The sequence below is a fragment of the Dyadobacter endophyticus genome (genome assembly GCF_014641595.1).
Classification (GTDB): domain Bacteria; phylum Bacteroidota; class Bacteroidia; order Cytophagales; family Spirosomataceae; genus Dyadobacter; species Dyadobacter endophyticus.
Window position 1 is genome coordinate 1,235,586 of sequence record NZ_BMIA01000002.1, and the last position, 23,389, is coordinate 1,258,974.

The 23,389-nt window shown below is 50.4% G+C and carries 16 protein-coding genes; 2 read left to right on the top strand and 14 right to left on the bottom strand.

The window, feature by feature from the left end; all coding sequences use genetic code 11:
* The first annotated feature begins 172 nt into the window (after positions 1 to 172).
* The gene (locus tag IEY24_RS17265; RefSeq protein WP_188934288.1) at positions 173 to 622 is read left to right on the top strand and encodes a DUF6934 family protein; all 450 of its coding nucleotides are present in this window, start codon (positions 173 to 175) and stop codon (positions 620 to 622) included.
* A gap of 11 nt (positions 623 to 633) precedes the next feature.
* Positions 634 to 792 carry a hypothetical protein gene (locus IEY24_RS17270; RefSeq protein WP_188934290.1) on the top strand — a complete coding sequence of 53 codons (159 nt, stop codon included), beginning with the start codon at positions 634 to 636 and terminating at the stop codon, positions 790 to 792.
* Between the two features lie 46 nt (positions 793 to 838).
* Here the strand turns inward: IEY24_RS17270 and IEY24_RS17275 are convergent, their stop codons facing one another.
* The 14 genes from IEY24_RS17275 to serA all read right to left on the bottom strand — a co-directional run bounded on the left by IEY24_RS17275 (position 839) and on the right by serA (position 23,250).
* On the bottom strand, positions 839 to 2,011 hold the full coding sequence (locus IEY24_RS17275; protein ID WP_188934292.1) for a cellulase family glycosylhydrolase: 1,173 nt from the start codon (positions 2,009 to 2,011) through the stop codon (positions 839 to 841).
* 21 nt (positions 2,012 to 2,032) lie between these two features.
* Entirely contained in the window at positions 2,033 to 3,058 is a 1,026-nt protein-coding gene (locus IEY24_RS17280) for a family 43 glycosylhydrolase (RefSeq protein WP_188934294.1), read from the bottom strand.
* 21 nt (positions 3,059 to 3,079) lie between these two features.
* Positions 3,080 to 5,155: a CehA/McbA family metallohydrolase domain-containing protein gene (locus IEY24_RS17285; RefSeq protein ID WP_188934296.1), complete on the bottom strand. Its 2,076-nt coding sequence runs from the start codon at positions 5,153 to 5,155 to the stop codon at positions 3,080 to 3,082.
* Complete coding sequence (locus tag IEY24_RS17290; RefSeq protein ID WP_188934298.1) at positions 5,148 to 6,020, bottom strand: sugar phosphate isomerase/epimerase family protein; 873 nt, start codon at positions 6,018 to 6,020, stop codon at positions 5,148 to 5,150. The genes IEY24_RS17285 and IEY24_RS17290 overlap by 8 nt, the downstream gene beginning before the upstream one ends.
* Positions 6,021 to 6,079: 59 nt before the next feature.
* Positions 6,080 to 7,198 carry a Gfo/Idh/MocA family protein gene (locus tag IEY24_RS17295; protein WP_188934301.1) on the bottom strand — a complete coding sequence of 373 codons (1,119 nt, stop codon included), beginning with the start codon at positions 7,196 to 7,198 and terminating at the stop codon, positions 6,080 to 6,082.
* Positions 7,199 to 7,297: 99 nt separating this feature from the next.
* The gene (locus IEY24_RS17300) at positions 7,298 to 8,029 is read right to left on the bottom strand and encodes a ThuA domain-containing protein (RefSeq protein ID WP_188934303.1); all 732 of its coding nucleotides are present in this window, start codon (positions 8,027 to 8,029) and stop codon (positions 7,298 to 7,300) included.
* A gap of 73 nt (positions 8,030 to 8,102) precedes the next feature.
* Positions 8,103 to 11,651 (bottom strand): PVC-type heme-binding CxxCH protein, encoded by a 3,549-nt coding sequence (locus tag IEY24_RS17305; RefSeq protein ID WP_188934305.1) that lies wholly within the window; start codon positions 11,649 to 11,651, stop codon positions 8,103 to 8,105.
* Positions 11,652 to 11,700: 49 nt separating this feature from the next.
* Entirely contained in the window at positions 11,701 to 12,402 is a 702-nt protein-coding gene (locus IEY24_RS17310; protein ID WP_229222492.1) for a DUF3823 domain-containing protein, read from the bottom strand.
* 26 nt (positions 12,403 to 12,428) lie between these two features.
* Positions 12,429 to 14,336, bottom strand: coding sequence for a RagB/SusD family nutrient uptake outer membrane protein (locus IEY24_RS17315; RefSeq protein WP_188934307.1), 1,908 nt, complete (start codon positions 14,334 to 14,336; stop codon positions 12,429 to 12,431).
* 17 nt (positions 14,337 to 14,353) lie between these two features.
* Positions 14,354 to 17,854, bottom strand: coding sequence for a TonB-dependent receptor (locus IEY24_RS17320; RefSeq protein ID WP_229222500.1), 3,501 nt, complete (start codon positions 17,852 to 17,854; stop codon positions 14,354 to 14,356).
* Positions 17,855 to 18,069: 215 nt separating this feature from the next.
* Positions 18,070 to 19,215 carry a FecR family protein gene (locus IEY24_RS17325; protein ID WP_188934308.1) on the bottom strand — a complete coding sequence of 382 codons (1,146 nt, stop codon included), beginning with the start codon at positions 19,213 to 19,215 and terminating at the stop codon, positions 18,070 to 18,072.
* A 92-nt stretch (positions 19,216 to 19,307) separates the two neighbouring features.
* A complete protein-coding gene (locus tag IEY24_RS17330; protein ID WP_229222502.1) occupies positions 19,308 to 19,925 on the bottom strand; it encodes an RNA polymerase sigma factor in 618 nt (205 codons plus the stop codon).
* A gap of 255 nt (positions 19,926 to 20,180) precedes the next feature.
* Complete coding sequence (locus tag IEY24_RS17335) at positions 20,181 to 21,254, bottom strand: aminotransferase class V-fold PLP-dependent enzyme (RefSeq protein WP_188934310.1); 1,074 nt, start codon at positions 21,252 to 21,254, stop codon at positions 20,181 to 20,183.
* A gap of 88 nt (positions 21,255 to 21,342) precedes the next feature.
* On the bottom strand, positions 21,343 to 23,250 hold the full coding sequence (gene serA / locus IEY24_RS17340) for a phosphoglycerate dehydrogenase (protein WP_188934312.1): 1,908 nt from the start codon (positions 23,248 to 23,250) through the stop codon (positions 21,343 to 21,345).
* Positions 23,251 to 23,389: the final 139 nt, after the last annotated feature.

The window sequence follows — 23,389 nt, forward strand, 5'->3', positions numbered from 1 at the left end:
GATGGGGTTAAGAATTCAGGCCGTGAAGATATTCATTCGGAACGATTCCGCCGGTTGAAAAGCGAAAGTTTACCCTTGCCGGCGTTTTCGAAAATAAAGTAACCGCCTGATAAACGGATTTGGAGAGCGTTTTAAGAAAGTTGTATCCTTGCGGATATTACACCACTATGTTATGGATCAACCTGTTTATGATGTCAAAGTTCTTGAAGAGGGCTGCCGATTTGACTTTCTGAGTATTGGATATACCGCGACCCATAAAGCGATACTTTACAAAGAGACCGAGATTCCCTTTTTGTATTCCCTGACGTTAGCAGAAGTCCAGTGGGACGGGAAACTCTCGGCGCGTATCAATAATAGCAATGCGGACGTGAAACCTACCATGGCAACTGTATTTAACACAATCGAAACTTTTACGACGGCTAACCCGAGGGCTATTGTTGGTTTTACGGGAAATACCGATGCTAAGACCCGATTGTACAGAATTGCGATCTCACGAGATCTCGATAAGTTTTTGGGAAAATACATGATCTGGGGAGTCAGAAGCGATAACGGAAAGCGCGAGCCTTTTGAACCGAATCAGCCCTATCAATTTTTCTTCGTTACCAGTCGATTTTTAATTTAAACATGATCAAGATGAAGACACAAGCAAAGAAAACACACGACTTCAAACCGCAGCCACTCAAAGGTTTATATGCCAATTCAGAAGAACTAGGCAAGGATGTGAATAGGTTCTTCATGGAGACCCTTTTGGAATCGGCTTACAATCAAATACGAAATAAACAGGAACAATAATGAAAACAGCCCGGAATCACTTCCGGGCTGTTTTCATTATTAACTACTAGCTCTTCTTCTCACTGGTCAACTTCTTAATCAAATCAACCTCAGCCTGCTTGTAAGGCGTTCCGTCTTTTCTGAAAATATCGTGGAACCACAAGTCCGGCTCTTTGGTATAGGTCTTTTTCCAGCTGTCCCAGGGGTAAATGGTTTGTGATTTACCGTCCACGAGGCCCCAGTTAATGGCACCTACATTGTATTTTTTGGCAACCGGGAGCGAACCTTCAAAAAAGCTGCCGTTCCCACGCGACATGTACTCGGTACAGATCATCGGGCGGTCGTATTGCTGCAACCACTTGATGCGCTTCTCAAATTCCTGCGCGTTTTCGTAATTATGGAACGTAATCACATCCGACTGCTCGATCTGCGCTTTTTCGATCGGCTTCAAAGTCTGCGGAGTCGACCAGTCGCCAGCCCATACACCCGATGAGAGCGGCTGCGACGGGTTCACCGAACGTGCCCATTCGAAAGATTTTACCATAAGCGGCAACACGTAATCCACTTTGTTGGGCAGTTCTACTTTACCGTACGAGCTGTTGTTGGTGTTATCAGGCTCGTTCCAGATATCCCACATCAACACCCGGTCGTCGTTCGCGAATGCGGCAACGGTGCCTTTCACATATCTTTCCAGACGCGGGTATTGTGTGCTGTCCTTCAATGCATCGAAACCTGGGTTTTGTACCCAGCCCGAGTTGTGAACACCCGGTTTAGGATCGCGCTGCTTGCCCAGTTTCGGGAACGGGTCCCAGCAAGAATCAAACAGCACCAGCACAGGTTTGATATTGTGTTTTTTGGTAATGTTCAGGAATGTGTCAAGCCGTTTGATAAATCCTGCGGAATCCTGCTGATAGAGCAGGTCGTGCAGGTACACACGCATGGTGTTCATGCCAATGTTCTGTGCCCAGCCAAGTTCCTTATCAATGGTAGCAGTGTCGAAAGATTCCGCCTGGAACATTTCGAGCTGGTTGATGGCCGTACTAGGCAGGAAATCGGCGCCTACAAGCCAGCCTTGTTTGGCATACCATTCCTTGGCTTGCTCTTTGGTCCATATTTCGCGACCGGCGGCGGTTTGCTCCTGTGCTGGGGCTTCTTCTCTCTTCTCGTCTGCCTTCTTGGCGCAGTTCTGCAACATGAGGCAGGCCGCAAGAGCCCAGATCGTCGTTTTTAACAATTTCATCAGGTATAAGAATTGGTTTTGTTATTTAAAAAGAGGTGCAGGCCGATTTTCTAAGCTTGGCTCCGCATTGGAAATTTCAGGCCAGCCATTTTTCCAGGTCAGTTTGTCCAGCATCAGTACCCTACGATTGGCACCAGTGGATACCCTTGGCTGAGCTTTACTAATGGCATGATAAAGCAGCCAGTCGTTGCCGGCATCGTCGGTTACCCATCTTGCATTGTGCCCCGGACCCGCATATTGATCGTTGCCGTGGAGCAGAATGGTACCCGTGCCGCGTTCTTTCAAGTCTTTCCCTTCCTGGTCCAGAAATGGGCCAAAAATACTTTTGGAACGCCCTACCCGGATATGATATTTGCTATTCTCGAATTCACAACAGCTTTCCTTCGAACCAAAAAAATAGTAGTACTCGCCTTTTTTCTGGATCATTACGGCCTCGAAATCACCCGCCGCCACTTTAAATTTCCTGGAAAGGTCAGGTACCGATTTGCCGTCGGCCGACAATTCCACCCCATAAGTACCCTGCGTAGGCTTATCGCTAAAACTGCCCCAGAAAACATACTTTTTACCGTCAGCTTCGAGGTAAAACGGATCAATCGAATTTGGAACTTCTACATCTGCGCTATTGAACAGTTTCCCCTGATCCATAAACGGGCCTGTTGGCGAATCTGCAATCGCGAGTCCCACACCCGGATTGACATCGCCCCAAGTCGAATAGGCGTAGTACATGAGGTACTTGCCATTCACTTTCACTACATCCGGTGCCCAGATGCCTCCTTTTTCCTTCCAGGCAGGCTTTGCAACAAATGCTTCTTTGACATAATCCCAATGCACAAGGTCTTTGGACCGGACAATCGGAATCAGACGGGAGCCGTTGCCATCGCCCCAATCGTCCTGCGTACCATAGGCGTAAAACCAGCCGTCGTCCGCCTTCACGACCGTCGGATCGGCCAGAATGGGTTCAAAAACCGGGTTCTTGTACTCCTTATCGCCAGGCCTGGGGCCGGTCAGCAAAAAGGAAATAAGTAGTGATAAGAGTGGTCTGATCATTTCAGATTTGGTTTAATATCGTTATTCCAGCCAGATAATCTGGGTAAATGCGCCATTGGCCGCCACATCCCAGAGTTCTACCCTTAGCCATTTCCGGCCTTTCAGGTTTTGGGTAAATTTAAAGCTCTTCTGACCGAATGCCTGTGTGTCGTTCAAATTAATCATGTCGTGAAAAACTTCTTTGCCATCGCCTGAAATCACCTCGGCACGGTTAAGCGGGAAAGTCCATTTGGCATCCAGGCTGATCTCTACATTCCCTTTCGCGTCCGGCTTAGCCATTTCGCCTACCACGGCATTGTTTACTCTAAATGCCGGAATCAGCACCTCTCCCGTCGTCACGAAAAACTTCCCTTTCCGCATGGCGTCGAGTACAGGCTGCCAGCCGTCTTCGAAGCGCGGGAGCTGGTCGAGTTGGAGGTAATTGACATTTAAATGGCCATACAATTCGTAATTAGGCTCAATGCGGAAAAGATCCGCTTCGGCCAGCACATTCTTTTTGTAACCCCAGTTCGCCATATCGTCCATCAGGTCGAGCACGCGTTTGCCCAATTTCGGTTGCGACAAATCGGCCGGCATTGCTTTCCACGCCGCGCCGAGAAAACGATCGGATTTGAAGAATGCCTCGTCCTTATGCTTGTCGGGGAAGCCGGTGGAGCCTTTCGTGCGCGCGTGTGCCGTCCAGGCTAGGCCGTTTTCCATTTCCAGTAATTTCAGCATTTCGTCTTTGCTACCGATGCGGTAGACTTTGCCATATTCCGGATGGTCTTCCACAAAAGGCTGATCCTTTTCTCTCGACATGAGCCAGTACACCGGTTTTGGAAAGATATTCATCCAGTGCCCTCCGAAAAAATTGTTCGGCTCCTCGCCCGGCAGTAACAGGAAATTTCCTCCCGAAAGTCGTGCGCATTCCGCGAACATCATTTTCAGCTCCGGCCAGCGCTTAGCCTCCGGTCCGCGTGGGCTACCCGGCCCGTGGAACTCGGCCAAATGCACAATGTTTACACCCGTATTCCTGAATGCTTTTACAAAACCAGGCATATCCGGCAAAGGCTTACGCGTGAGCACATCGTCCACATGCTCCTGATGGAAATGGCTAGACATCGTGTAGTAGCCTGGAAGCGGCTCGTATTTGTCCGAATGCGTGAAAGCTTTTACATTTTCCAGCACTTTACCATCCTTCTCCCGGCTTAGCAAGCAGAAGAAATTGTACCGTTGCTGCGTTCCCGGCGGTGCGTTGAACCACGGCACCCAGCGACGGTCGCCGAGCAAATCATGACGAATGCCGATCCCAAAACCCGGAAGCAGATTGCGATAATTCTCGCCATACCAGATGTGTTCAAGGTTATAGCAATTATCCAGCGGATAAAAATACTGGTGTGGTGCCGGGAAAACGGCCAGGTTGCCTTCCTTACCCTGCCCGATGATCGTCCGGTATTTCACGGCCATCATTTCAACGGTATCCATTTTGGCAACCGCCACATTCCGCATGTAATCCTCTGTATCGGCCCAGAAAAGCTTCTCCCAGGGCGTGTCGCGGGATGTTAGGCCGATATCGTAAATCACAGCCAGCGAATCGACGTTCGTCGACATTACCGCGGCCACATTCATCAACGGGCTGCCATTGTATAATGTAAATTGAATGGAACCGGAGAACGGGCCGGCTTTGGCACCGTTGACGGTAATTTCGGTTCGCGAGCCGCTACTGACCACTTTTACGTCGGTTTTTTCGAGCTTAACGGCATAGCTCTGGTATTTCTGGTAAGCTGTTTTATCGAAGAAAATATTCCAGCCATTTTGCGAAACAAGGTCGCGCTTGCCTACCGTGAGGATAATGGCCGGATCGAGGTTGCGGGCGATGGTGTATTGTTTTTCTTTGGTACCAACGCCCAAGCTGCCGATCAGCGGGTTTGTTTTGTTCAAATCAATGGAAACCTTTGCGGTCTCCGCATTGCCAGCGGGCCATTCGATACTCAGCATAGCTTCGCCGACGGTCGCCTGGACGCCGCTTTTCTTGTCAAAACCTTTTAAATCTACGGGAACCTGTGCTTGCAGGTTTACCGCAGCCATTGACAAGAAAAAAAACAGGATCTTACGCATTGACGATGGAATGTGTTGGAACAAAAAGTTTCTTGTAAAAAGCGAGCCCTTCTTCGGCCAGCTCATCGGCGCTGTTGGCCAAGGGTCGCCAGATGCAGGCTGCACGCGCGAGTTCTTTGGAGGGTTGTCCGAAGGTTTCGATCACTACCGCGCCGTCGTAGCCAATATCGGCAAGCGCTCCCTGAATGCCATGCCACTCCAAATGGCCGGTGCCTGGCGTGCCGCGGTCGCTTTCGTTCCCTTGTACATGACAAAGCAGATCTTTCCCGATTTTCCTGATCGAAGCGGGAATATCTTTTTCCTCTATATTGGAATGGAAGGTATCGAGCACGATTTTCAGATTTGGATTTCCTACTTCTTCCAAAATCGACAGCGCCTGATCGACCGTATTGATCATGTCGGTTTCAAAGCGGTTCAAGGGTTCCAAGCCGAGCGTTACCCCGCAATCGCCTGCGATTTGGCTTACTTCTTTTAAAATATCCACACACCACGCCCGCTCCTGTTTTTTCTGTTCTTCCGAAACAATGCGCGTCTTGCCGACGGCCGAATATACCGGCCCGCCAAATACGGGACTGCCCATTTGCTGAGCAATGCGGATGCAGTCGATAATGTACTGCTTTCCGATCTCACGGAATGCGGGATTGGTACTGGAAATGTCCCGTTCCGGCCCGAATGCACCGCTGATGGCGATTTTCAGGTCGAGGTCGCGGGCGGCGTCCTTGATGAGTTTCCAGTCGATAATGCGGGTATCTTCCACGGCTATTTCTACAATGTCATAACCCATGTTTTTGACCTTAGTGAGCAGGTCGATATTTGCAGTCGAAAACGGGGATACCCAGATAAATGTGCTGGCTCCGAATAACATAAGGGTTCAGGTTTAGCCAAAAGCCAGGTTTTTAGGCCTGGCTTTTTATTTAAGGTTAATTATTCATCAAAACTCGGCACGTCCACACGAATCCCGCCCTTCATGGCCGACTCATGCGCACAAATGCCCGCGCAGGTGTAGTTAGCGGCCAATGCCGCGTCCACCGCCGAATCGCGGCCTTCGACAATCGCCGCCACGAATTCCTGCACCAAATGCGGGTGCGAGCCGCCGTGTCCAGCACCTTGGAGGAACGAGACGTGGTTCGGGTCGTCGATCTTCTCGCGTTTGGTAAAATGTTTGATAGGTTCGATCAGGAGCTCATCCGTATCCGGCACATTGATGCGCGACGCGTTTTCGCCGCCATCGAACACCACATGCTCCTCGTCCTGTAACTGCTCCCATTCGAACGACATTTTGGTGCCATACACATCGTAGCTCTCGCGGTACTGGCGCACCACATCGAAGAGCGAGCGGGTCGCTTCGGCCACCACGTCGCTACCACGCAATGTAAAGGTGGCTGTTTCAACGGCAAATGGTGATCCATAGCGACTGGCAAGGTCGTCGCTCAACCGACCCGAGCCATGGCAAACCACGGTTTCAGCAATGGTATTGTTGATTTTCAAAAGCGGGGAAATGGCGTGGGTACCATTCAGCATTGGCGGGTATCCTTTCCAATATTCGCCCCAGCCTTCCATGCTCATATCCTGGATGTGCGAGCCGCGCACGAACTGAATGCGGCCGAGCTGGCCGGTTTGCGCGAGGTTCAATCCATAGAGGAATTCGCGGGTATAGAGCGCGGTTTCCATCATCATATATACTTTGCCCGAGCGGCGTTTGGCCTCCACAATCGCTTTGCAATCCTCGACGGTCATCGCCATCGGGATCGTGCAGGCGGTGTGCTTGTTAGCATTAAGGGATGCGAGCGTCATGCGTGCGTGGTCGGGCACAGGCGTTACCACGTGTATCGCGTCCACGTCGTCGCGCTTGGGAACGTCTTCGAAATGCTCGAAAACCAGGTTAGGGTCGAGATTGAACTTGGCAGTCAGCTCGTCGCGGGTTTGTTTGCTGCGGGTACAGATCCCCACCGCCTTGATGTTCGGGTGGCTTTGATAGATGGGGATAAACTCCTTCCCGAAACCCATACCCACGATAACTACTGTGATTTGCTTGTCGCTCATTGCTGTTTTGTTTAAAGGCCCCAGGCTGAAGCCTGGGGTTAAGAAATGGATTGATTTGTTTCTTTTTGAGCCTGCGGCGCCGGGTTCCTCCTCACGTGCTCAGTGGCCGGCCGCCCATTCTACGGCATTGCGCAGGATGGTTTGGTATGGCTCGATGGTATGTGACTTGGCATCATGCCCTAATGCGATCCCGACTATCCTTCCTTTTGGATATTTCACAATAAAAATGCTTGGGAAAACTTTGTCGGAAGTTTCAGCCTTGGCCGTCGCGAGCACTTCAATGGGCGTTCCGGCTGCATCGGGTTTGAAATAATACAGCTCATCGTCCAGCTTGAAGCTTGTTGGAACGCCTTTCGTTACCGGGTGTTTCTGCGTAATGGTTACCTCGAACGGCCCATATTTATCATGGCCTTTGGAGCCACCACCTACCAACTTCTGGTTGTATTCCGGCCAGTCGGCCCAGTTGTACCAAAGCGCGGGATGCGCCAGTACCAGGCCATTACCGGCATCCACAAATGCAAAAATGGCTTTGCGGGTGGCTTCGTCGGCAATGGGCTGGTTGTTGCTCAGGTAAAGCACGTCGATGTCTTTCAGCTTCGCCAGGATAGTCGACGGATCGCTGGTGTATTCCACCGTTGCGAGGCCACCTTTCCGGAGTGTTTGCACATCTTCCTGTTTGTACCACCGGTCGAAATCGTGGGAGGCGCCGCCGCCTACGAGCAACACGCGGATCGCCTTTTTCTTTCCAGGGCTTTCCGCCATTGCATTACTGGAAATCATGGCTAACAGAAGCAATAATGCGGCAATGGTTTTCAAGGTTGAACGGGCCATTTCGAGTCTATGTGTTAAAATTTATGAGTTTTAAATTTATGCGCGGCGGGTCGTAGCGGTTCAAAATCACTGATCACTTCGTCACGCGCAGGATGCCGTTCATGCCGCGCCAGTGGCCGGGGAATGTGCACACATACGGATAATCGCCCGGCTCGTTTGGCACAGTGAATTCCAGCGTAATGGTTTCACCCGAATTGACCAATCTTGTCGAAAACAGTACTTCCGGGATTTTCGGAACATATTGCATTTCAGCGGCTTTCGGATTAGTGAGAAGTTCGTCCGCGGCCTTACCTACTTTCTGCAACGTACCCGGTTTGACGATCAGCAAGTTATGCTGCATTCCGTCCGGGTTTTCAAGGTTAATCACCACTTTCTGCCCCGCCTTTACGGTAATCAGCTTTTTGTCATATTGCATGATCTCCTTTTCGACTTTCAGCTCGATTACGGTGGCACTGGAAGCGCCCGTTTTCGAAACCAATTTGGCAGAAGTAACGGCATTGCTGCCACCCTCGTTCGGTCGGTTCAGTTCGAGGGATGCTTTTTGAAAATTACCCACAAACCCGAACCGGCCTTCATAATCCCCTATCCTGTCTTCACCTTCCATATCCTCGCCGGAGCGCACCGAATTGCTTAGCGGTGCATTGAAGAGCATGTGCGCTTTGCCCGTCGCAGCTTCTTTTCCGTCGATTTCGATGCGCATGTTACCGCCTTGCGTAAGACTTGCTACTACATCAAACTTGTCGGGCAATGTGCCGGTGGTGGTCGCCTGGCTCAGCATTCCGTGTTGTTTTACGGCCATGATCAGCTTTCCATCCTGAATGTACAATGCATAACCGCCGTCCTTTCCGCCCTGCCCTGCGATGAAGCCTTGCAATGCACGATCGCGGCCTTTGGTAATGGTAGCGCGGATGGTGATTTCCTTGCCTGAAACATCCGGAGGGAATTGCAGCGTGTTCCTTCGTCCTAATGGATAAACTTCTCTGCTTAGCGCCTCGGTGACCTGCGCAGTCAATGCGGATGGCTGCGATTGCTTGCCTGCTGCTGCCAGGAAGCCTTTTTCGTGTTGAATGGCCGCGGCAAGAATGGCCCGTGAAAGCCATGGATCTTTGGCATTCTGCTCATCGAGGGATGCCTGGTAAATGGCGGCGCCTGCTTTTTCGGAGGACGGCAGCTCCGCTATGGCTACAAATACGCCCAGCCGGGTATTCAGGTTGGCATCCTTCATGCTTTTTTCGAGTATTTCGAAACTCTGCTCCTGCTTCGGCAGCACACTTGCCGCCGCTTTGCGCACACCCGCTGCCGGGTGGCTCAGCGCTTTGCTTACCACTTGCAACGCCTCCGTATTCGACCCATCCAATACGCCGAGGCCATGCAATGTCCATAATGCATGTACAGCGGGGCTGTTCAATCCAATTTCATCGACTTTTGGATTATTAATGATCTTGTACAAATCCGGCAGCGCCGATAGCTTCTTCGATTCCACGAGCAAGCGTTGCGCGGTCATTCGCCAGAACATATTGTCGTTTTCCAATGCGGCCACCAATCCCGGCAGATCATCTTTGGAGAGTTTTATTGCCGGCGATTTTTGGCCGTTTTTATAGACAATCCTGTAAATACGGCCATGGTTCAAATCGCGCATGGGGCTGCTGAATGCATTGCCGGGGCCGTGCGGTTGTTCTTCGAACGGCAGGATGAATTTCGAAGGCGATTGCGCCGGCACGAAAACATTGTGCTGGATGATGAAGTTGTACCAGTCGGCCACCCAAACCGCGCCGTCGGGACCTACCTCTGCTTGCACGGGTCCGAACCATTCGTCGGAACTGGCCATGAAGTTCCAGCCATCTTTTTCCTTGAAACCGGCACCATCCGGTTCGAGATTAGCCTTGTGTACCAAACGGATCGTCGGCTCGGCGACGAACGCAGTGCGGTTCCAGTATTCTTTCGGATAATTTCTGGCTGTGTAAAAATGGTGGCCTGCCGCGGAAGTGAAACCTCCTACCACGTCGACCTGGCGAAGGTTAGGCGTAACGGCGTGCGCATCATAATGCCCGTCGATTTTCTGAATGGCTTGCACCGAAGGTTGCTCTTCGCCTAATGTGCGTTGCATTAATCTCCCCGGCATCGAAAAGAATGCGCTGTGCGTGTTGTTGGCAGTTGACAGGAATACGTTGTTATCCTCTGTAAAGCCCAGCCCCCAGGTGTTGTTGCTGCTACTCCCGAGGTATTCAAACTCTTTCCCATCCGGCTTGAAATGATAAAGGCCCTGTGAGAAGCTCATCTTCTTGCCATCGATGGTTCCATTGAATGCGGAAAAGCCCAGAACGCCCCAGATTTTGTTATCAAAACCATATTGGAGATTCGACGGCCCCGCGTGGGTGTCGTTCTTGCCCCAGCCGGTCATGATTACCTCGCGCGCGTCGGCCACGTCGTCGCCGTTGGTGTCTTTCAGGAACACAAAATCCGGTGCCATGGATACGATCACGCCGCCATTGGAAAATACCATGCTGGTAGGAATGTTCAGCTTGTCGGCGAAGACGGTAAACTTATCGGCCTTGCCGTCGCCATTAGTATCCTCACAAATTTTAATACGGTCGTTGGAAGCACCGTCGGTTTCCTTGAATGTGTTGGGATAATCGACTGATTCCACTACCCAGAGCCGCCCGCGCTCGTCCCACGACATCGCGATCGGGTTGGTAATGTCGGGTTCGGAGGCAAAAAGTTGTATTTCAAAATCAGGTGGGATCTGCGTCAGCTTGTTGGATTCGGCCGGCGAAAGCGATTCCTGCATTTTAGGCACCACGTGCCGTTTAGTGTAATGCGAAATAGTGTCGGAGTTGTAAATGTCCACCTCTGGCAGGTTTAACGCCGCGATTTGCGCTTGTACCTGGTCGTCGATCGCCCACAAGACCCCGTTTCTGACGAGGTCGAGGAAGCCTTTGTTTGTCCAGGTACTGTCCTCGTGGCCGTAGGCAGTGTAAAACACGCGGCCTTTGCCCTCGTTGCGCACCCACGTGTAAGGCTCGTGCACGTCGCCATCCACGCGCTCGCCCAGGACGGTTTTGTCGGGGTTCAGGTTTTTATGGACGTAAGTTTCATCCCAGGTCTGAAAGGCGGTAATGCCTTTCATGACCTGGTGTTCCGGTTTTAGAATAGTATTTTTAAATGAATCCGTTTTATGGGAGGCGAACTGGCCGCCTATTGTTTTGATATACCAGGAAGAATTCCTGAAACAGCCGGAAGCCGAATGGATCGGGATGAGGCCCTTTCCACCTTCCACGAACGCTTTCATCGCGCTTTCCTGCGAGGGCGAAAGCGAATCGTGGTTGGCGTAGATGATCAGTCCGTCGTATTTAGCCAGGTTTTCTGGATTAATATCGTTGGGATCGGTCGTGTACGACATGTTAACGCCGCTTTTGAACAGCTTGATGGACAGCCAGGGCGCATACTTGCCCGAATCGTGGTGCTTGCTGTTGTGCCCCAGGAACAATACTTCGGCCCTGCGGCCTTTGGAAGCGCCGGCCTTAACAGCGGCCGGCGTCCGGGAGGCCGGCCCCGCCGGCTTACTCTTTGCACATGCCAGCGCGATAAGCCCGACAAGCAGGAGTGCAATGTAATTCCTCATTCAAATTGGTTTTAAAGAAAAGTTTCGGTTTTAGTATTAGAATCAATGCTTACAAATTGACTTTCTGGACCGGCGAGAAAACCATGTCCTCTACATCTTTGATCTTCACACCTACCCTGGCAAACACGTAGTTCTGGGCGGGTGAAAGCGCAGGTACAGTAGCTGTGAGGTTGATCGCGTTCAGGTCTTTGATGTCGGCTCCGGGCACGTCGGTCACTGCCACATTCGTAGCCCGTGCCACGAAATCGGTTTTACTTACATATAATGAGACCCTTTCGATGTCTTTGCCCTCGGCACCGGTCAGGGTTTTTTCGAGTTTAAGCGAAACATTCACCTTGCTCTCGCCGCCCGAAAACTGCGGCGTGCGGATCATGTAGTAAGGCATTACTTCCACGTCAAGTGCCTGGTTGCCTGCGAGCTTCACAAAAACCGTGTCCTTGGCAGCGGCGTCTTTCACAATGGTTTTGAACGGCCCGCGGTTCTTGGGAAAAACCAGTTTATAGCTTCCGTCAAACAAAAGAGCCGAATAGGAACCGTCCTGCGAAATGGGTGCGTCGATGGCCGCCAGCTTACCAAAACCCGGCTGCCAGAGTTGTAACCGCACTTGCCCTGCCTCCACACCTACCGGCTCACCTTTGTACACGATCCTGCCCGAAAGCATTGATTTAGGTTCAGTATAGTTATCTTTTTCGCAAGCCGACAGGAGCGCAACCATCGCGACAAGCGGCATAATATGAAATCTGATCTTCATGATATCGTATCGTTTGAATGTGATGGCTATTGGTTCGGGTTTCTGACGAGCTTGGGATTGTTGCTGATAATGGCATCGTCGATATACGAATAGTAGTTTCCAAGCTGGAAGCGGTCGGCACCGGTAACACGGCTTAGTTTAACCTGCTTGTAAATCCATTTGCCATTGTTAGCCGAACCCGGATCGTAGATTTTGTACGGCCACAATCCCCATGGCTGCGTATTACGTTTGGTGGCTTTGCCCAGATCTTTCGAAAGCTCCGCCGCGGTGATCGCATTGCCGTCCAGGATCTGATGCGCAATGCGCCATCTTTTCATGTCGAAGAAAAGGTGTCCTTCAAATGCAAACTCCACGCGGCGCTCATGCACGAGTCGGTCGAAATTAATTTCGGAGGCTTTCAAAGGCGTTACCAACCCGGCGCGTGCCCGGACCTGATTCATATAACCTGCTGCTTCTGCCGCCTGGCCCAATTCAAATGCGGCCTCTGCTGCATTCAAAAGCACTTCGGCGTAACGATAGCGAACGAGCCACACCTCGCTGTTCACCCCGCGCTGGCCTGAACCTACGACCGGATCAAGGTATTTGCGGAGGTAGAATCCGGTTTGGGCAGTGAATTCGAAGCCGTCGATAGGGCCGTCGAAACCAACAACTTGCTCGGGTACTGTTTTGCCTGGAAGTGTTTTCTGGGCACCGCGGTCGTCGCCGCTAATGATCGTGCCGTTGGCTAGCTGGTAGCCAGCCCAAATGTCGACTTTACGGCCTTTGAATGTAGTTCCGGGGAGCATTACCGTTCCGGCCATGCGTGCATCACGACCTTTGAAAATGTCGGTTTGATCGGTGTAGTAGATCGGTGTGCCGTTTGCATTGGCGGTCGGGATGGGCGCGAAGGTGTTGTCGAGTTTTTCAAATGCCTCCACGAAGTTCAGCGACGGATTAATGCGGCCTCCTTCTTCCTCCTCTGCACCGTAGCGCGGCTGGTTCCAGCCGGTGAAATAATGCACCTTTCCGCTTTGCAGTTTGAAATCCTCTACAAAAATGACTTCGGAGTTGTTGGCCTTGTCATAGAAAATGCTGGCAAAGTTTTCGGAGAGATCGGGCTTTTTGGTATACAATGCATAAGCACCCGCATTACCGGAAATGATCTCTTTCGCAGCCGCCAACGCTTTGGTATAATAGCCATTTGCAGCGCTGGAAGGAATGCCTACCTCACCGCCCGGTAATGCGACGCTGGGCGTATTTACGCCATATTTCGCGATAGAACCCGCATAAAGCGCCGCTCTCACCTCCATAGCCAGCGCCGCAGCCTTGGTAGCACGCGATTTCTCGCCCACACTCGCCGGCAGTTTGTCCTTGATTTCTTCGGCTTCTTTAATTACAAAATCATAAATCTCCGATTCCTTGGCGCGTGCGTGTTGCAGGTACGAAGGATCGCCGCTGAAATCGTACACCATCGGTTCGAGGATCAACGGCACGCCGCCCATTCTTTTCACGAGTTCAAAATAGTAGGAGGCCCTCAAAAAGCGCGCTTCGGCCAGGTAACGTTCGCGGACAGCCGGTGCCAGCTTGTCGGCAGCCGTACATTTTTGGATAAACAGGTTCATTTCGCGGATGTAGCCATAATCCCACGCGCCCCACGCGCCAAAGCCCCAGCCGTTGTTCTGGAAGTTCCCGTAACGGCCCGCTTCCGACCAGAATGCTTCGTTGAAGTCGCTGACGGTCGTCCAGCCTGGAACGTCGTTGATCGTTTTGAAGGTCGAAAGATCGACGTAACGGTTGTACAAATCGCCCAGTACCGAAAGTACCTGGCCTTCGTCGTTCCATATCTGCTCTTCCGAGAGTTGCCCGGTTGGCGGACGGTTCAGGAAATCGTCGTCGTTACAGCTCCAACCTAGCGTCAATACAGCGATCGATAGTATTTGAAATATCTTTTTCATGTTGAGTTCCAATCGGTTTAAATAGATAGGTTGATGCCTACGTTCACGAACTTGTTCTGCGGATACTGCAATCCGTTGTCATTCTCGATTTCGGGGTCAACACCAAACTTTTTCACGTTGTCGATAGAAAACAGGTTATAACCGTTGATATAGAATCTGGCACGTGAGAGTTTTAGTTTTTCCAGCACCGATTTAGGCAGTGAGTAGCTGAGCTCGATGGTCCGGGCGCGGATATATTTCACATTATGCAACCAGAATGTCGAGTTTCTGTAATTGCTATGGCCTCCGTCGTTGTAGCGTAGTGCCGGGTACTTGCCCGAAATCCATTGGCTGTTCACATCGAACGGATCGGCGCGGTGCCACCTGTCGAGGAAAATGCTGTTCAAAGCACCTTCGTTCTGGTATGGCCAGCGCTGTTCGTAGTTCTGGTTCCATGAGTACATGGCACCTCCCGAGAAATCAGCCACGAAGCCTATGCCTTTCCAGCTTACGGAGAAGTTTAACCCGAAATTGACGTTCGGCTGGCCGGTAGCATTGTAGCCGATAGGCCGCTGGTCGTATCCGTCGATCACATTATCTCCGTTCAGGTCTTTGTAAATCAAATCACCCGGCAGCAATGTACGGTTTCCTTGCCCATCGATATTGACAGGGTATTCGGCAATCTGCTGCTGCGACTGGAACTGGCCGATCGATTCGAGACCCCAGAAAATACCGGTGTAACGTCCTTCTCCGGAAGCCCGGTAACGGTCCAACGAGTTATTGAAAATAGGTTTGTAGGACGATACGAACTTGCTCCGCGCGAATGACACGTTTCCACCCACGGAGTAATTGATGTTTCCTGCTTTGCCATTGTAGGTAAGCGCTCCTTCCCATCCCTGCTGCGAATCGCTGTTCACGTTTTCATCAGGCAACGCATAACCCAATTCGCTCGGAACGAGGATGTCGTATTTTCGGCCCAGCAACCCGGTGCGCAAGCGGTAGAAATAGTCGACGCTACCGGTAATTTTTGTTCCGAGGAAAGAGAAATCGGCACCAATGTCCGTGATCTTGCTTTTGAACCAGGAGATATTGTTGATGATCTGGCCTTTATCGCGGCTCGTAACCACCGCATTACCACTCAAAATCACATTGCCTTTGTTGTAGTCGTAGCCGGGCAAGTAGGCGTATGGGCTCAGCGGTCTGTTAGGATCATTGTTGAAAAGAATGTTATCGTCTCCAAGGATACCATACGACCCTCTGAATTTCAGGTCATCCAGAATGCTGCGCTCGCCGATGAACTTTTTAAAGAACCCTTCTTCCGAAATCCTCCAACCCACGGAAGCCGACGGGAAATAGCCTACTCGACGGTCCGGTGCGAATTTCCAGGAAGCGTCCCTGCGAGCCGAAAGCTCGACATAATATTTGCCGCCGTAGTCGTAATTTACTCTACCGATATACCCTATACGTGCAAGTTCCGTATCGCTGTCATTGTAGGTATCCACAGTCGGGAAGTAGATCAACGGAAGCACGTTAGTCTTGGGAACTGCGTGTACCCACTGGTCCTGCACGCGCTCATCCTGCCATTCCGATACGAATGTGGCACCTACCGTGTGCTTGCCAAAAGTGTTGTTGTAAGCCAATTGCCCCTGGTAAACATTGCGCATTACCTTGCGGGTACCACGCTCGCGCCATGGGTTGGTACTGCCACCGGTTACGGCGTAGGTATCGTCGTTCGGGTTATAGGTATAGGCTTTGTAGGTGTACTCGTGGCCGTTCATGACACGGTCGGCTATGTAGTAGGAGTACATTCCACGGGCCGTCAGGCCTTTTACACCCGGAATCTGGTATTCGGCCGAGAAGTTGGTTTGCAAAACACGCCAGTATTCGGTCCAGTAGCCGCCTAATTTCTTGTTGTTATAGGCCCAGTTGGTCTCGTTGTGCTTGATATCGTTCAGATACTCAGGGTTGTCGTTCGCGTAGGGCCGCTCGAACGGGCGGTTACGCATGATCGCGAAACGGGGTAGCCAGTAGTCGTCGCCCCCGGGAATGCCGGGCTGGTCGCGTTTCTCGATCCGGCCGTTGATCTGTACCCCGAGTTTCAGGCGGTCGGTGATTTTCGCATCTACATTGCTTTGGATATTGGTTCGGTCAAATGTAAACTCACGGCCCAGCACCGAGTTCTGGTGTAATCTTGTTGCCGAAATGTAATAGTTGATCTTGCCGGAACCGCCGGTCATGTTGAGGTTCACCGAGTTGAGCGGGGAATTTTTTTGAATAATGAAGTCTTTCCAGTTAAATGTCTGATACCCGCGCTCGGTACCAGCACGGTATTTTTCAAGTTCAGCCTGTGTGATCGACGTTTTGCCATACTGGTTCATTTCCGCTTCGGCTTTGCCCAGCATCCACTGATAAGAATCATTCACCACATTCGGAAACCGCGACCAGTTTTGCCAGCCCGTGTAGGCATCCAGGCTTACCGTATTTTTGGCACCCATTTTACCACGTTTGGTAGTAACCACCACTACCCCATTTGCCGCACGAACCCCATAAATAGCGGCAGAAGCGTCTTTTAGTACGGAAATACTTTCGATATCGTTAGGAGAAATGTTGTTGAACTGGCCTGCATCCTGCTGGATTCCGTCGATTACGAACAGCGGGTTACCCATGTTGCGGATTTGAATATTGGCACTCGCACCCGGGCGGCCGTCTGGCATCCTGAAAGTCACACCGGGGATTTTACCGGCCAATCCGGAGCTCACCGTGGAGCCCCCATGCACCCGTTCGAGATCCTTACTGGTCACCGTAGCGATCGCTCCCGTCAACGACTCTTTTCTTTGCGTACCATAACCTACCACGACCACCTCTTCCAAAGCCTTGTCATCCACTTTCAGTGTAATATCCAACGCACTCTGGCCGGATGGTACCACCAGTTCCTGGGACAGAAAGCCTACGAACGAGAATATCAGCGTGTGGTTACCGTCCGGGACTGTGATAGAATATTTACCTTTTTCGTCGGTGAGCGTACCGGTTTGCGTGCCTTTTAATACAACACTCACACCCGGTAACCCGGCACCGGTTTCATCTTTCACTACCCCCGCAATAGCCTTATCCACCGTAGCGGAACTGAACTCCACCACTGGAATATCTTCCGAAACCGGCTCCGCAGCTTGCGCAGGATGGTCGGGTTTGATCACGATCAGGTCGCCGTTGATTCGGTAATGCAGTTCCAGCGGTTTCAGCAAAGCGTCCAAAACGGCCGATAATGAGCCATTTTTAACCTTAACCGAAGCCCGGCGGTCGGATTGGATCAATTTTGAGCTGAATATAAACCTCGCATTGGTTTGCTTTTCCAGCTGCGCGAAGATCGTTTTGATCTGCTCGTTCCGGATATCAACGGTAACCTTCTGGCTCAATGCGGATTGAGCCCTCCCGTCGTTCGCCCACGTGAGGCCCGCGAACAGGCCAGCCAGGATACATTGCATTAATGTGATTCGCATGAGCTTGATGAGAAAGTCTTCAGGTCGTCGAACTTTTTTCATATTTTTGAATGAATTTGTTGTTTAAGGAGATTATTCAACGAAATCTTCCCCGGCTCATCCATTGTCCAAATGGATGTACAGTAATGTCCGTTACTGGTGGGGAACCCGGATCAGTCATGCTGGAACATGGCTGGTCTTTTTTATTTTTGGGCAATAGGGTAGCGTTACGTCATAGGCGGCGTGCGGGGTAAAATGTTGATATGTCGGGTCTAAAACTACTTACATCCTTTTCCCAGGATCGTTATCTGGTTATCGGCCACTTCGTACTGCGCGTCGAGCGCATTGCAGATCACTTCGAGCTTTTCCTTCAGAGGCTGCCCGATTAAAGTCGCATTCAGCGGGCAAGTACCCATCTTTTCCCGGTCGTAAACGATCCGGACATTGTAGGCGCTTTCCAGTATCCGGAACACTTCTGAAACCGGGGTTTCATCAAATACAAAATGTTGTTTTGAGACGTCCTTGTCCTCAGGCTCCGCCACCGCGGCAGGCAATGGGATAATCTTGCCGCTCTCTTTCGAGAATGCAATCCGCTGATCGTGATTGAGCGTCACCCCCTCCAATTCAGGCTTATCCAGCACGGCCTCTTTTTGATTATTATCCAGATTATTAATGGAAAAAACCGAAACCGTACCTGTTCGCACCTCTACTTTGATTTCCTTGCTTTCGGAAGAAGCGTCGATCGTAAAACTGGTACCAAGCACTTTGGTAGCCAGGCCATAACTATACACCAGAAATGGCTTCTGCTTGTTTTTTACTATTTCAAAAAACGCTTTTCCCGTGAGTGTAACCTCCCTCCGCTTCCTGTTAACCCCTTCCGAATAGCTGAGCCTGCCGCCCGGTTGCAATACAACCGAACTACCGTCTTGCAGCAGCACGGTCATCGGCTTGTCTGTATCATTATATTTCTGAATCGTGTTGGGTATCTCGGCTTCGTCCTGCACCGCTACCTCCCGCAGAGGGGCATCAGCTTTTTTGTAATAGAACCAGTAACTCACCGAGCCGATGCTCAGGATCAGCGCTGCCGATGCTGCAACGCGTGCCCAGCGCCACCCCTGCCCGCGGCTTGTCTTGAAAATGGTCACCGGTTCCTGCTCCGGCGTTTTGGGGACATCGTCATGCATATGACTTTCGACGATGCTCCACATTCTGTCGCTCTGTTTCTGGGTAGGCTGGTGCCTGCCTGTGTCCTTCGCCAACAAAATAACGTACTCCCGGGCAGACTCAACGGTTTTGCGTTTCCTGGGATGTTCTTCCAGGAATGTCCGCCATTTGCGGTCGCTGAGCTCGTCGGGATGCATTACCCAGGCGATAAATTCTTCATTTCTGATCAGCTCGGTCAGAGAATAAGGATCATGCTTCATGTTTCGCGGGATGCAGTTATCGTCGTTCAATAGTACAGAGCGACGAAACGCGGATTTGACCTCTCCAAAATGAAATTTTTTGAAGAAAAATTTTAAAAAAATAGTAACATCCAGAAAATCAGGGAAGAAATCAACAGAATTTCCCGACTCTGGCGAAGGGAAGTAAGTGCTTTGTAAATAAAATTCCGGACAGATTTTTCATTGACGCTCATGATCTCCGCTATTTCTTCGATGCTAAAATCATCGAAATAACGCAGCGTAAGTGCTTCAACCTGCCGTTCGGGTAATTGTGCGAGCAATTCCTGAATGCGTTGGGCGCGCGCAGAGGAGGATTCCATTTCGATCAGGATCGCTTCCGAATGGGTATGATTTGCAGGCATGTCTTCATCGTCCAGCTCGCTGATTTCTTCCATGGAAGGAAACTTATCGAGCGCGACATGAATTCGCCTTCGCAATGCGCGGTAGAGATAAAATTTAACTGACGTAACGTTTTCGGTAAGGTTATGCCGCAACCGCCAGATATCGATGAACACATCCTGAACCGCATCCTCTACCAATGAAGAATTGGTCGAAAGCTTGCTGCCGTAATTGTAGAGTGTGCGGTGGTATTTCTCGAAAATCGCAGTAAAGGCTTGCTCATCGCCCAGGCGAATCCTTTGCCATAGATCATGATCTTTGTTTTCCCCCGTTGAGGTAGCAATCCTAATCACTGCTTCTGTCTGTTTTCGTAAGAAAGCATAAAGCTAAAAATTTATCCTTAAAATACTATTAGCAATCGACTATCGTACTTCGGCTGTCGGCTATTTATGCAAAAAGCTGCCTTCTCGGGCAGCTTCCTTATTAATCAGATTCCGGCCATGTGCCTTGCACAAAGCCCTCGACGCTTCATTTCGAAAAAGAAAAGGGTGCCCAAACGTACAAATGTTCGGGCACCCCTTTGGTAACACTATTCTACAAGCTATTTTTCAGAGCTTTCCTAGCTCGTGGATCAGCTTTTCGGTTTCTTCCAAAGACGTTGCCGGGAAGTTGGCGATACGGAGCTGAGTAGCTTTGCCAGCACCGTAACCGCTTCCTATGACCATGCCTGTTTCTTTAATACGCTTGATAATGTCGGCAGAAGGAGCTTCTGTGTCCGTTACGATCACAGTCTGCGAACGGAAAGCTTTCTCTTTCACGAATGCTGAAAACCCTGCCGTCTTCTCAATAAATTTGTAAAGCAAACCTGCCTTGTGTTCAGTCTCTTTGCGGATATTCTGGACACCGATGCGGTTGAAGTCCTCCGCGATCTTACCGAGCAGGTATATGCCCATCACGTTCGGGGTTGCAGGGGTTTCGTTGTTCTGCGCATTCTTCCAAAGTGTAACCAAATCGTTGTGGGCGCCGATAGAATAGGTGTTGCGAATGCTTTCCGCTTTTTCCAGACAGCGCTCGCTTACGATCCACACACCTAACCCGGCCGGCAAACCGAATGCTTTTTGCACCGAGAAAAATGCGGTGTCTACAATGCTGTAATCCAATTCCGGGTACGGAGCCGATGATACCATGTCCACCGCAATAAACTTCGACGGGTGCTTCTGTTTTAGTTTATGGATCTCTGCAACGGGCATCTGCACACCCGAACTGGTTTCGTTATGCGTGGTTGCGATCAATTCGGCGTACTCCGGTACCTCCACATCAATCGCCAGAAATCCCTCGCCCATTGGTTTTTCAAACTTGTGGGCATATTTGTTCAACGCATTCGAATAGTCGTAAAACTTCTTGGAAAACGAGCCGTTCACGAGGTGGAAGCTTTCCAACTCCACGGTGCTGAACAGAATGCGTTCCCATGCTTCCGAAGCAGAACCCAAAAACAGGATCGCGTGCGTATCAGGCACATTCAGGAGCGTACGAAGCTGGTCGACGGTGAATTTGTGCAAATCGCGGTACTGCTGGCTCCGGTGCGAAATCGAGCCAAGCTGCTTTTCGACGAATGTTTTCAAATGCTGCTCGAACGTCGGGTATAGAGCCGCTGGCCCGGGAGTGAAAAATGTTAATGACATTGGTGAGTTATAGACTTGGTGAATAGGCGAAGAACAGTCCTGAAACTTAAATGGTCAGCCTCAAACCGGCTGACCATTTAAATCAATTTTAGTATAGCATCCGGAAACGGATCGTTCCTTCTACCTCTTTCACTTCTTGAATAAATTCTTCTGTATAATCTTTGGCGATATCCACGATCACATAACCAATATGCTCGTTGGTTTTGAGGTACTGACCGGTAATGTTGATATTGTTTTTCGCAAAAATCTGGTTCAGCTTTGCCAGCACACCCGGTACGTTCGCATGGATATGCAGCAGGCGGTGCGAGTCTTTCAGCTTCGGCAATTGTACCTCTGGAAAGTTCACGCTGCCGTAAGAGCTACCGTTGTTCATGAATTCCAGCAATTTGGAAGGCACAAAATGACCGATATTCTCCTGCGCTTCCTCGGTGCTACCACCGATATGGGGTGTCAGGATCACGTTGGGCAAGCCCAGCAGCTCGCTTTCAAACATTTCATCGTTGGTTTTAGGCTCTTTCGGGAATACGTCCACACCTGCACCGGCCACTTTACCGCTCTTCACGGCGTCTGCCAATGCTTTAATGTCGACCACGTGTCCGCGTGAGAGGTTCAGGAAGATCACTCCGTCTTTCATCAGATCAAACTCGCGTTTGCCGATCATGTTCGTGTTCTCTTTGCGGCCGTCTACGTGCAAGCTCAGTACGTCGGACATGGCAAGCAATTCTTCGAGTGAACCTACTTTCTTGGCATTTCCGATTGAGAGTTTTTCAACTGCGTCATAGAAATACACATCCATACCCAGTGCTTCCGCAACTACTGAAAGCTGTGTTCCGATGCTGCCATAACCTACCATGCCGAGTTTCTTGCCTCGAACTTCGAAGCTGCCGTTTGCTGATTTATCCCAGATACCTTTGTGCATGGAATTGCTCTTGCCAACGATATTACGGATCAACATGATCATTTCACCCACCGCCAGTTCAACTACCGAACGCGTGTTGCTGTAAGGCGCATTGAATACCGCGATCCCTTTTTTAGCCGCTTCGTCGAGGTCGATCTGATTGGTTCCGATACAGAATGCACCGATCGCCATCAGACGGTTTGCATTTTCAAGAACACGCTTGGTAATAGTAGTCTTAGAACGGATACCGATGATGGAAACATCCTTGATACGCTCGCAAAGTTCATCCTCATCGAGGGCGCCTTTCACGAACTCCACATTGAAACCTTCATCTTCAAACGCCTTCCGGGCAACAGGGTGCACGTTTTCAAGGAGTAATACCTTGATCCGGCTCTTCGGGAAAGACTGGCTTCTGCTGAATTTGTTATCGTAAAGAAAGTCGTCGAAAGAAGTAGCGATGTGGTCAGCCACTGCCGTTACTCTCGGACGTTCGACGTTTTCTGTAAATGCATAGAAACGATTGGCAAGGCCGGACGCCTTTAATTCATAATCCGTATAGCCATCACCGATAGCATAAACATCGCCCGACAAGTTCAATGCAGAAAGTATCTTGATCTTTCCACCATCCATAGACAATACGTTTTCCTCGTCGATTCCGACAATATTTCCTTCCTCGTCAAACAGGAACTCATTGGCATACACGTGGTCGGCCAATATGCCGAGTTCTGTGGCCACAGGAACTATAAATTCCTTAAATCCGCTGGAAACGATAAAAATCTGCTCCGCATTCTCCGTCAAAAACTGCGTATTCCGCTTAAACGAATCCGAAACCTTGGTTCTCAGGAAAGAAACCAGCTCTTCGATGTGCGAGCGGCTTGCTTTCAGTAAGGCGATTCGCTGGCGCAGACCATCCGCAAACGACATTTCGCCATTCATACCCTTATTGGTCAGATCTGAAATCTTCTGAACAATCTGATCACGCTCCGGATGGCCTTTGAGGGCGATCGCGGCCAATTCGTCGAGCCCTTCCACCTTCGTGAATGTGCTGTCGAAATCAATGATAATGTACGGTGCTGGATTGAGTGTTAATGTGGACATGAAGCAGGAAATAACTGAAAAATGATCGAGTTAACGTAATTTTTATCTCTAAGGGTCCGACCTGTTTGAAACAGGCCACAAAATTACCAAAATCTATTGGTATATGGAGCTAACAAAATAATGTTTGGAACAGTTTTCT

Bases quoted from the DNA above. Each gene is read 5' to 3' on its own strand.
- IEY24_RS17310 (WP_229222492.1), bottom strand. From the start codon at position 12,402: ATGAAGATCAGATTTCATATTATGCCGCTTGTCGCGATGGTTGCGCTC.
- IEY24_RS17305 (WP_188934305.1), bottom strand. From the start codon at position 11,651: ATGAGGAATTACATTGCACTCCTGCTTGTCGGGCTTATCGCGCTGGCA.
- IEY24_RS17285 (WP_188934296.1), bottom strand. From the start codon at position 5,155: ATGCGTAAGATCCTGTTTTTTTTCTTGTCAATGGCTGCGGTAAACCTG.
- IEY24_RS17335 (WP_188934310.1), bottom strand. From the start codon at position 21,254: ATGTCATTAACATTTTTCACTCCCGGGCCAGCGGCTCTATACCCGACG.
- IEY24_RS17300 (WP_188934303.1), bottom strand. From the start codon at position 8,029: ATGGCCCGTTCAACCTTGAAAACCATTGCCGCATTATTGCTTCTGTTA.
- IEY24_RS17270 (WP_188934290.1), top strand. From the start codon at position 634: ATGAAGACACAAGCAAAGAAAACACACGACTTCAAACCGCAGCCACTC.
- IEY24_RS17295 (WP_188934301.1), bottom strand. From the start codon at position 7,198: ATGAGCGACAAGCAAATCACAGTAGTTATCGTGGGTATGGGTTTCGGG.
- IEY24_RS17280 (WP_188934294.1), bottom strand. From the start codon at position 3,058: ATGATCAGACCACTCTTATCACTACTTATTTCCTTTTTGCTGACCGGC.
- IEY24_RS17265 (WP_188934288.1), top strand. From the start codon at position 173: ATGGATCAACCTGTTTATGATGTCAAAGTTCTTGAAGAGGGCTGCCGA.
- IEY24_RS17275 (WP_188934292.1), bottom strand. From the start codon at position 2,011: ATGAAATTGTTAAAAACGACGATCTGGGCTCTTGCGGCCTGCCTCATG.
- IEY24_RS17325 (WP_188934308.1), bottom strand. From the start codon at position 19,215: ATGAAGCATGATCCTTATTCTCTGACCGAGCTGATCAGAAATGAAGAA.
- IEY24_RS17290 (WP_188934298.1), bottom strand. From the start codon at position 6,020: ATGTTATTCGGAGCCAGCACATTTATCTGGGTATCCCCGTTTTCGACT.
- IEY24_RS17315 (WP_188934307.1), bottom strand. From the start codon at position 14,336: ATGAAAAAGATATTTCAAATACTATCGATCGCTGTATTGACGCTAGGT.
- IEY24_RS17320 (WP_229222500.1), bottom strand. From the start codon at position 17,854: ATGAAAAAAGTTCGACGACCTGAAGACTTTCTCATCAAGCTCATGCGA.
- serA (WP_188934312.1), bottom strand. From the start codon at position 23,250: ATGTCCACATTAACACTCAATCCAGCACCGTACATTATCATTGATTTC.